This window comes from Kribbella catacumbae DSM 19601, assembly GCF_000372465.1.
Lineage (GTDB): Bacteria > Actinomycetota > Actinomycetes > Propionibacteriales > Kribbellaceae > Kribbella > Kribbella catacumbae.
The window spans coordinates 66,514-75,778 of sequence record NZ_AQUZ01000044.1; the positions used below are offsets into that span (position 1 = coordinate 66,514).

The 9,265-nt window shown below is 67.9% G+C and carries 12 protein-coding genes; 7 read left to right on the forward strand and 5 right to left on the reverse strand.

What is annotated here, in order from left to right:
• Window positions 1-340: 340 nt before the first annotated feature.
• Entirely contained in the window at window positions 341-2,461 is a 2,121-nt protein-coding gene (locus tag A3ES_RS0133545; protein WP_020391227.1) for an ATP-dependent DNA helicase UvrD2, read from the reverse strand.
• A gap of 113 nt (window positions 2,462-2,574) precedes the next feature.
• Between A3ES_RS0133545 and A3ES_RS0133550 the strand changes: the two genes are divergently transcribed.
• Window positions 2,575-2,814: a mycoredoxin gene (locus A3ES_RS0133550; protein WP_020391228.1), complete on the forward strand. Its 240-nt coding sequence runs from the start codon at window positions 2,575-2,577 to the stop codon at window positions 2,812-2,814.
• A gap of 58 nt (window positions 2,815-2,872) precedes the next feature.
• Here A3ES_RS0133550 and nudC read toward each other — a convergent pair whose 3' ends face one another.
• Window positions 2,873-3,796, reverse strand: coding sequence for an NAD(+) diphosphatase (gene nudC, locus A3ES_RS0133555; protein WP_026163452.1), 924 nt, complete (start codon window positions 3,794-3,796; stop codon window positions 2,873-2,875).
• A gap of 43 nt (window positions 3,797-3,839) precedes the next feature.
• On the opposite strand from nudC, the gene deoD reads away from it, so the two are divergent.
• Together deoD and A3ES_RS0133565 are read left to right on the forward strand one after the other, a co-directional pair.
• A complete protein-coding gene (gene deoD / locus A3ES_RS0133560; RefSeq protein ID WP_020391230.1) occupies window positions 3,840-4,553 on the forward strand; it encodes a purine-nucleoside phosphorylase in 714 nt (237 codons plus the stop codon).
• 20 nt (window positions 4,554-4,573) lie between these two features.
• Window positions 4,574-5,092, forward strand: a complete 519-nt coding sequence (locus A3ES_RS0133565; RefSeq protein ID WP_020391231.1) for a hypothetical protein — start codon at window positions 4,574-4,576, stop codon at window positions 5,090-5,092.
• On the opposite strand, the gene A3ES_RS0133570 is transcribed toward A3ES_RS0133565, so the two are convergent.
• From A3ES_RS0133570 to A3ES_RS49335, 3 genes are all read right to left on the reverse strand, one after another.
• The gene (locus A3ES_RS0133570) at window positions 5,080-5,628 is read right to left on the reverse strand and encodes a hypothetical protein (RefSeq protein ID WP_237745137.1); all 549 of its coding nucleotides are present in this window, start codon (window positions 5,626-5,628) and stop codon (window positions 5,080-5,082) included. The two genes, A3ES_RS0133565 and A3ES_RS0133570, sit on opposite strands and share 13 nt — an antisense overlap.
• 230 nt (window positions 5,629-5,858) lie before the next feature.
• Window positions 5,859-6,536 carry a GOLPH3/VPS74 family protein gene (locus tag A3ES_RS0133575; protein WP_020391233.1) on the reverse strand — a complete coding sequence of 226 codons (678 nt, stop codon included), beginning with the start codon at window positions 6,534-6,536 and terminating at the stop codon, window positions 5,859-5,861.
• A gap of 74 nt (window positions 6,537-6,610) precedes the next feature.
• Entirely contained in the window at window positions 6,611-6,904 is a 294-nt protein-coding gene (locus A3ES_RS49335; RefSeq protein WP_020391234.1) for a hypothetical protein, read from the reverse strand.
• Between the two features lie 177 nt (window positions 6,905-7,081).
• Between A3ES_RS49335 and A3ES_RS0133585 the strand changes: the two genes are divergently transcribed.
• From A3ES_RS0133585 to A3ES_RS0133600, 4 genes are all read left to right on the forward strand, one after another.
• The gene (locus A3ES_RS0133585) at window positions 7,082-7,624 is read left to right on the forward strand and encodes a Uma2 family endonuclease (protein WP_237745138.1); all 543 of its coding nucleotides are present in this window, start codon (window positions 7,082-7,084) and stop codon (window positions 7,622-7,624) included.
• Between the two features lie 100 nt (window positions 7,625-7,724).
• Window positions 7,725-8,276 (forward strand): Uma2 family endonuclease, encoded by a 552-nt coding sequence (locus A3ES_RS0133590; RefSeq protein WP_020391236.1) that lies wholly within the window; start codon window positions 7,725-7,727, stop codon window positions 8,274-8,276.
• Between the two features lie 76 nt (window positions 8,277-8,352).
• Window positions 8,353-8,835 (forward strand): Uma2 family endonuclease, encoded by a 483-nt coding sequence (locus A3ES_RS49340; RefSeq protein ID WP_020391237.1) that lies wholly within the window; start codon window positions 8,353-8,355, stop codon window positions 8,833-8,835.
• Between the two features lie 138 nt (window positions 8,836-8,973).
• Window positions 8,974-9,159, forward strand: a complete 186-nt coding sequence (locus tag A3ES_RS0133600; protein ID WP_020391238.1) for a hypothetical protein — start codon at window positions 8,974-8,976, stop codon at window positions 9,157-9,159.
• Window positions 9,160-9,265 lie beyond the last annotated feature (106 nt).

The following is a 9,265-nucleotide window of genomic DNA, read 5'->3' on the forward strand; positions in this document are numbered from 1 at the left end:
TCCGGCGCGCCGCTGGCACCCTCCGGAATCGTTGCCGCTGGCATCTAGATGCCAGCGAGCCACCCGGTGTCTGCCAGCAGCAGAAAACCTGTCCACCGAGTGTCGCCCGCACTCCCCCAACCCCGCAACGCTTTTTCCGCCCAACAGCCTGCCAGCCGATCCGAGTTGGCGCGGCGGCCTCGACTCGGATGGCGCGGCGTGGGGTAGCGGGCGGAGGGTGAGTCAGCGGGCACCCGGGTGGGCGGCGAACGCCGGCGGACGGGGGTGCTGGGTGGGCGCGCAGGTTGCCGAGGCGGCGGGTGCGGGTGGGCCGGCGGGGGGCGGGTGGGTTGATGATGGGTCAGCGGGTGCAGATGTTGAGGATGGATTCGCCGTACTTCGTCAGCTTGGTGCGGCCGATGCCGGCTATCCGGAGGAGCTCGCGTTCGTCGGTTGGGCGGGCTTCGGCGATGGCGGTGAGCGTGGCGTCGGTGAAGATGACGAAGGCGGGCATCGACTCCTCGGCGGCTTTGTCGGCGCGCCAGTCGAGCAGGGCGTCGTACAGGGCCTGGTCCATGGTCGACGGGCAGTCCTCGCAGCGGCCGAGTTTGCGGGCGGCTGGTTCGGTCAGGCCGCGGCCGCAGACGCGGCACTTCGGGATCGGCTGGTTCGAGCGCTCGGCGCGCGGTTCGCGAGCGCGCGCCGCTGGCTCCCGCTCGGCGTTCCGGGAGGTGTGGACGCCGATGGGGTCGAGGAAGCGGGTCGGACCACGAGTACCCCGGCCGCCGGGTGAGCGGGAGGTCGACCAGCTGATCGACAGCTGGTCCTTGGCCCGCGTCACGCCGACATAGAACAGCCGCCGCTCCTCCTCCACCTGCGCCGGCGTCTGGGCGTAGCTGATCGGCAGCGTCCCCTCATGGGCCCCGACGATGAACACACAGCCCCATTCGAGGCCCTTCGCCGCGTGCAAGGTCGCCAGTGTGACTCCCTCGGCCAGCGGCGCGTGCTGGATCGAGGCGCGCCGGTCGAGCTCGGCGACCAACTCCACGATCCCGGCCTCCGGGTTGGCGGCGGAGAAGTCGGACGCCATCGTGACCAGCGCGCTCAGCGACTCCCAGCGGTCCCGGACGGCTCCGGTCCCAGCCGGCGGCTCCTCGGTCCAGCCCGCGCCGCCGAGGATGGCCCGGACGGTGTCGAGCAGGCTCCCGCCGGTGTCGCCGGCCTTGGCCTGACCACGCAGCAGTACTGCGGCCCGCCGGATCTCGGCGCGCTCGAAGAACCGCTCGGCGCCCTTGAGCATCGCCGGGATCTTCCGCTCGGCCAGAGCCTGCTCGAAGTTCTCCGACTGCGCGTTGGTGCGGAACAGGATCGCGATGTTGCGCAACGCAGTACCGGAGTCGCGGAGGCGGGTGACGGCTCGGGCGACCGCGTCGGCCTCGGCGACCTCGTCGGAGTATTCGCGATAGGTCGGTACGGGGCCGGGGTCGCGCTGGGAGCGGAGGGTGACTCGCCCGGGCAGTCCGGACGGGCCGGTCGCGTCGAGCACCTTGTTGGCGACGTCGACGATCTGCGGGGTCGACCGGTAGTCGCGGACGAGCTTGATCACCTGGGCCTTGGGATGGCGCTGGGCGAAGCGGACCAGATTCTCCGGGTCGGCGCCGGCCCACGAGTAGATGGTCTGAGCCGGGTCGCCGACTACACAGACGTCCTCGCGGCCGCCCAGCCACAGGTCGAGCAGGCTCTGCTGCAGGGGGCTGACGTCCTGGTACTCGTCCACCACGAACGTCCGGTACTGCCGGCGGATCTCGGCCGCCACCCGCTCGTCCTCGGCGAGCAACGCGACGGCACAGAGCAGCACATCCTCCAGGTCGATCCGGCCGCGCTCGAGCTTCACGTCCTCGTACGCCGCGAAGACGCGCGCGATCGTCGCCGGGTCGAAGGCGGCGAGCGCCCGTGCGGACTGCGGCGCGATCCGGGCGTAGTCGTCGGGCCGGACGTTGCTCACCTTCGCCCACTCGACCTCGCCGGCTAGGTCGCGCAAGGCGGGAGTGTCGACGCGGACCCGGCAGCGCGACGCCGCCTCGGTCAGAAAGGGGAACTTGCGGTCGATGATCGGCGGCAGCTCACCGCCGTACACCTTCGGCCAGAACCACTTCGCCTGGCGCAGCGCGGCCGAGTGGAACGTCCTGGCCTGTACGCCGTTGGCGCCGAGCTGGGCGAGCCGGCCGCGCATCTCGCCGGCGGCTCGCTGGGTGAAGGTGACGGCGAGCACGCGGACCGGGTCGTAGGTGCCGGTGCGCACGCCGTACGCGATCCGGTGGGTGATCGCGCGGGTCTTGCCGGTGCCCGCTCCGGCCATCACGACGACGGGTCCGTGCAGGGCGGTCGCGACGGCTCGCTGCTCGGGGTCGAGAGCCTCGAGCAGGGCGTCGGCGGACCGGCCGGAAGCGGCCTGTGTGATGTCACTCACGGACTGGGACATGCGGGAACAGCACTCCGACCGACGAGGTTCAGTATCAAGGTAGAGCCACCCTAGACGGGCGCCCGGACAGTTTCCGAGTGCCCGTCCCCCACGCAGAGACGGAGCAAGCCACGATGGCGGCGTTCACGATGTACTCGACTCCTTGGTGCGGTTACTGCCACCGCCTGAAGGGCCAGCTGAAGCGGGCCGGGATCGAGTTCGCCGAGGTCGACATCGAGCAGGTGCCGGACGCCGCGAAGATCGTCGAGAAGGTCAACAACGGCAACCAGACGGTTCCCACCGTGGTCTTCCCCGACGGCAGCGCGATGACGAACCCGTCGATCGCCCAGATCGCGGAGAAGCTCGCAGCCTGACTCCCCGTACTCCGTACGCGGCGCCGCGCCCCTCAGGGACGGCGCCGCGGCGCTTGTCCTACCAGCTGCCGGTCAGTTCTTTGCCGTACCAGCCTTCGATGAGTCGCCGGGAGATGGAGATGTTGCCCGGGAGGGCCATCGTGCCGGCTTCCACCAGGGCGGTCAGGTCTTCGCGGCTGAACCACTTGGCCTCGGCGATCTCGTCCTGGTCGACGTTGATGGTGTAGCCGGTCGCCTTGGCGTAGAAGCCGAGCATGAGACTCGACGGCAGCGGCCAGGGCTGGCTGCCGGCGTACTGGATGTCCTCGCCGATCACGACACCCGTCTCCTCGAGCACCTCCCGGCGTACTGCGGCCTCCAGCGACTCGCCCGGCTCCACGAAGCCGGCAAGGGTCGAGTAGCGCCCCTCGGGCCAGGCCTCGTTGCGGCCGAGCAGGGCGCGGTCCTGGTCATCCGTGACGAGCACGATGATCGCCGGGTCGCTGCGCGGGAAGTGGCTGAGCCCGCACGCCGGGCAGCGCCGTACGTGTCCGGCGTCGACTACCTCGGTGTGGGCGCCACAGTTGGCGCAGTGCGTGTGTACTACGTGCCAGTTGCACAGCCCGACCACGTTGACCGCGATCCCGGCCTCCCGGTCGTCCAGTACTCCACCGATCTCCCGCAGCCCGGCGTACGACTCATCCGGCTCGGCATCGACCAGTACTGCGAACACTGCGCGCCCCTCGGCGGTCTGCCCGGCTCCGGCGACCCGGTCGATGCCCAGGAAGATCCGGATCCCGTCCGGGGCGGCAGTAGGCGGTACTAGCCGCAGGGAGGTCCGCTCGGACTCCACTGCCAGCTTGTCGCCGGCCACGAGCGCCACCTGGGTGTCGTCAGCGGCCCAGGCCTTCTCCAGCCACTCCACGTCCCGCCGCCGGTCAGCGGCTCGGTCTAGGACGGAACGGGACAGCGACAGGGAACCAGGAACGATCGAATAGGCCACGGCTTCAAAGTATCTCCCACGGCCACCATGAGAGCATCCCGGCATGAGTATTCACATCGCCGCCGAGAAGGGGCAGATCGCGCCGCGCGTGCTGTTCCCCGGGGATCCACTGAGGGCCAAGTGGATCGCCGAGACCTACCTGTCCGACGTCACCTGCTACACCGAGATCCGCAACATGTTCGGCTTCACCGGCACCTACAAGGGTGAGCGGATCTCCGTGCAGGGCTCCGGCATGGGGCAGGCGTCGGCTTCGATCTACGCGAACGAGCTGTTCGCCGAGTACGACGTACAGACCCTGATCCGGGTCGGCACCTGTGGCGCGCTCACCGAGGCCGTGCGGGTCCGCGACGTGATCGTGGCGATGTCGGCGAGCACTGACTCACAGATGAACCGGCTGCGCTTCCACGGCATCGACTACGCGCCGACCGCGGACTACCAGCTGCTCCGCGCCGCAGTGGACGCCGCCGAGGCCGCCGGGCTGAACGTGCACGTCGGCCAGGTGTTCTCGGGCGACCTGTTCTACAACGACCGCCCCGATCTGGTGTCGCGGACAGCGGAGTACGGCGTACTGGGGATCGAGATGGAGGCTGCGGCGCTCTACACGCTGGCCGCCAAGTTCGGTCGCCGGGCGCTCGGCATCATGACCGTGTCGGACCACCTGATCACCAAGGAGGAGACGAGCGCCGAGGAGCGCCAGACGACCTTCTCCGAGATGATCACGATCGCCCTCGACGCGGCGATCGAGGTACCGGTCTGAAGCGGATCGCCGTCGCACTGGTGAGCACTGCCCTGCTCGTCGGTAGTACGGCCTGCTCTGGTTCCGACAAGAAGGCCGACGCTTCCGAGACGCCCGCTGGCCAGTCCAGCGACAAGCCCTCCGACCCGCCGCTGGCCGACCTCACTGCGACTCAGGTGGTCGCAGGGCTGTCGGGTGCCGGCTACAAGTGCAGTACAGACGGCACGTACGCGATCTGTACTACGGGCACGGCGTCGGTCTGGGTGCTCACTGGAGCACACAAGCGGCCGCCGGTCGTGTCGCTGCATGCGAGTGGCCCGGTTGCCGCTGCTACAGCTGAGATCGCGACAAAGCTGCCGCAGGTACTGGAGGTCGCGCACGTCAACCCGCGGACGGAGATCACCGAGTGGTTCGGTCAGCTCGGCGACAAGCCCACGGGGCAGCTGACCGCCGGCGACTGGCAGGTCGACTGGTCGACCGAGGTGGTGGACACCGACGAGCCCGGCGCCCACCTGACCCTGGTGGACAAGCTCTGCACGGTGAACTGTCAGGCGGAGTGAGTGAGCCGCACTAGCAACTGGTGAAAGGGCTCGACCAGCCCGGCGCGCTTGCGCAGATAACGACGAGTGGAACCGTCGTCGAGCCTCAACTCGACGGCGGTTCCTCTTACGTCCGGTACTAGGCGCGCGGCGAGCACCCGGTCGGCCGGGACTAACTCGGGACCCTTGGTGATCTCCATCAAGTCGTCCGCGATCCCTTTGGCCTCGCGGCGCAGCTGGCGACGGCCGCCGCGGGTCAGGGCGGAACCAGCCATCCAAGCGACGCCGAACAGCGTGCCGAGGAAGTCGATGCCGACCAGGATCGCGGCAGCGGCGAGCAGGACGCCGGCCACGATCAGGAACATGGTGATTAGCGAGTCCAGGTGAGCCAGGCTGGCCAACAGGGCTAGCACTAGGGCGCCGGCCATCCCAATCGCGCACCACTGCGCTGGATCCGGCCGAGATCCTTGGATCTGCCGGGCCGTCCAGCCCTCGTCGGTGAAGCTCAAATCCACCAGCCCGCCTGGCTCGGCGCGAACCCGTTTCACTGTCGTCACAACCGCCGACCCTATGGGCCGTGGCGGTCAAACTGCCGAATCAGGATGGCTATCGGTTTGGGGAGGATTTTCGCTGGACCCGCGGAGGATCTTGGCTCGATCTGGGCATATTTCCCTCCCCAAGCTGGGTGTGGGGGTCGCCGGCGTGGCGGTGTGCGGGGTTTGGGGCTGGCGGGGCGCCGGCACGGCGTTAGCCGCGCAGCCGGCGCAGCCGCGTATCGGCGTACGGGTTAGGAGCTGGAGGCGCCGGCTGTGGTGGAGGCGACTATGGCGGCGGTTACTGCTGCCTGCATTTCCTGGACGGCCTTGCGGACCGCTTGGGCTGCCCACTCGGACTCGGAGATCTCCTTGGCGCGGCGCTTCAGGGCCTTCTTGTCCACTGCATCGGTGATGACCTTCGGGACCGCGTTCAGCGCGCTCAGCAGAGCGATCAATGCGGCTGTGCGCTCATCCGGCTGGGTGCCGAGCTTCAGGACGTTCTCCAAGCCGCTGCGGATCTCAGCCTCGTTCCGCGCGTCCTTGGCCGGCCAGCGGGTGACGGGGAACAGCCCGAGGACCTTGCCCTTGTCGGCCTCTAGTACGCCACGCTCGGCTAGCCTGGCGAGTACCTCGTCGCGCAGCTTCTTCGACAGCTTGCCCAGCTGGTCCTTCGGCCTCGCACCCGGCTTGCCCGCCAGGATGGCGAGCCGCTGATCCAGTACTGCGTCCCCGGTCGGCGTCGTGTCCAGAATCTTCAACCGACCGGCCTTGACTTGCTCACCGGCCTCGGCGATGTCCACCTTGCCCAGCAGCGTCAGCTCGATCAGCACGGCTCCAGCGAGCGCGTAGTCCAGCCCGGGCGACCCAACGATGGGCTTCCCGCTCTCGTCGTCGTACATGAGCAACAAGAGGTCTTCAGCGATCAACATGCTGCTAACGCTAGGCCGCCCTCCCGTACCAAGACATCCGCCGCGCGGCCTACCCGTCGCCTCCGCCGTCAGCCTTAGACACTGACAAACACCGCCAGCCGCGGCTCCGCAACCTGCGGCACACGATCCCGGCGAAACGGCGCCACCGTCATCCAGCCAGCGCCGAACCCGCGCACCTCGCCGCCGACAACAGCGGTGACAAGCCGGAACCCGCCCCGCGAGACGCTCTCCTCCAACCGCGGCCGGAATCCAGCCAGCTCAGCCGGTTCCTCATTCCACGGTGGCGCGCTGAATACTTCGCGATACAGCCCCTCAACCTCAGCAGCAACCTGCAGTGCCTCAACGCCGACGAATGTGGTCAGCTCCATCCCAACTCCTCCAATAGATCCCAACGGAATGCTAACTGCGACCTAGTCGCAGGAGCTCCGGTACGCCGTACGCGGTGCGGAGCCGGGGCCGGGGGGCGAGGGCCCGGATAGTCGAGGCTGGCGGGGGGCTGTGGATAACTTTCGGGGCGGGCGGGGCGATTCCGCGATGCTGGTTGGGTGATTGAACGACTGGGGAATCCTGAGGTTGCTTCGGCTGCTGCGGCAGGTGGGGTGCGGGCGCCGGATGGGCGGCGTTATGAGGTGATCGATGGGCGGCTGGTGGTGACGGGTGTGCAGCCGCCTGCGCATCAGGCGGCCGTGGTCGCGTTGATGGTGCTGCTGAAACAGGCGTGTCCGGCCGACATGTTGGTCTCCGTCGGATCACTCGACTTCCGGCCGTCGCGGCGACTGTCGCTGCGGCCCGACGTCCTCGTTGGGTCGCGCGCCGACGCGGGTCCGCAGTACGTCCAGAAGGCCTTGCTGGCGGTCGAGGTGATGTCACCGGCCACACGCGTTACCGATGTGGTGGTCAAGCGCGAGCTCTACGCGCAGCACGGCGTACCGGCGTACTGGCTTCTCGATCCGGACCGCCAGGAACTGACCATCCTCCAGCTCACCGGCACCGACTACAGCTGCCAAGCCGTCCTCCAGGGCGAAGAGACCTTCGACGTCACCACTCCCTTCCCACTCACCCTTTCCCCCGCCGCCCTCACGGGATGAACCGGGGCAGATGGCGGGCAGCTTCGGGCAGATCACCCAAAGCGGTCATCCGCACGCTCAGCAACCACCATGCTGGTCAGGTGACACCGAAGGAGGCACCATGGAACTCATGCAGCACATCGAGCACGGTAACTTCACGTTGGCGGATCTCGACGCGCTTCCAGACGACGGCCGCCAATACGAACTGGTTGACGGGATCTATCTGGTGACCCCGTCACCCACCGTGCTGCACCAGATGGCGGCTATGGAAATCGTCTACCGACTCCGTCACAAGTGCCCGCCGGAGTACCAGGTCTATTTCGCTCCGATGGACTACCGCCCGACCTCAGGTCGATCGCTGCAGCCTGACGTGATCGTGGCTAGCTGTCACGACCGTGGGCCGGACGCGCTCCGCCTCCCGCTCCTGCTGGCCGTTGAGGTGCTCTCTCCGGCGACCCGCTCCAAGGATCTGATCCTTAAGCGGAATCTCTACGAGGAGGCCGGCGTCAGGTCGTACTGGATCTTCGACCCGGAGGCGGAGGCTCTCACCGTGCTGGAGTTGGAGGGCGGTCGGTACGTCGAGCGGGCTGTGGTCAAGGGGGACGATGCGTTCGACGCCGAGCTGCCGTTTCAGGTGCGGATCGTTCCGTCCGAACTGGTACGCCGCCGGTGAGTGCTGGAGGACGCATCCGCCTCCTTGAGCCCGGGGGTTCACCCTGGCCGATCTCAACGCGCTTCCGGACGATGGCATGCGGTACGAGCTTGTGGACGGCATGCTGATGGTGACTCCCATCCCGCTGCCGATTCATCAAACCGCCGTCGTTCAGCTCAGTGTTCGACTGGACGGAGCTTGTCCCGAGGACTCGGAGGTATTCCCAGGGCCGCTCGACTTCCGGCCGACCGCGCGGCGGTCGTTGCAGCCGGATGTCCTTGTCTGCCGGGTGAAAGACATCGGTCCCACGGCGATCGAGAGGCCGTTGCTGCTGGCTGTCGAGGTGCTCTCTCCGGCGACCCGATCCAAGGATCTGGTGCTCAAGCGCGGGCTGTACGAGGAGGCCGGTGTCACGTCCTACTGGATGTTCGACCCGGACGCCGAGGTTCTCACCGTGCTGGAGTTGGAGGGCGGCCGGTACGTCGAACGGGCCGTGGTCAAAGGGGACGATGCGTTCGACGCTGAGCTGCCGTTTCGGGTTCGGATCGTCCCAGGTGAGCTTGTGCGTCGCCGTCACTGAACTCGCCGTACCTGAAGGGTAGCGCCCTCACGGGATGAGTCAGGGCAGATGGCGGGCAGCTTCGGGCAGATCACCCCAAACGGTCATTCGCATGCCCAGCAACCACCATGCTGGTCAGGTGACAACGAAGGAGGCAGCATGGGACTCGTGCAGACATTTGAGCCCGGCGACTTCACGCTGGCCGATCTCGACGCGCTTCCGGACGATGGCACGCGGTACGAGATTGTGGACGGCATGCTGCTGGTGACGGCCATCCCGCTGCCGATTCATCAGACGAGGTTGTCCCGGTCTTCGTGGAACTTGAGGTGGCGGTCCCCCACCTGAGGCCTGCCTGGTGGTAGGTCTCGGGTGAACGACCAAGAACACCCGAAGGAAGGGGACCGCCATGAAGACCGTACCTACTCTGCACGCGGCCGCGCAGGCCGACACC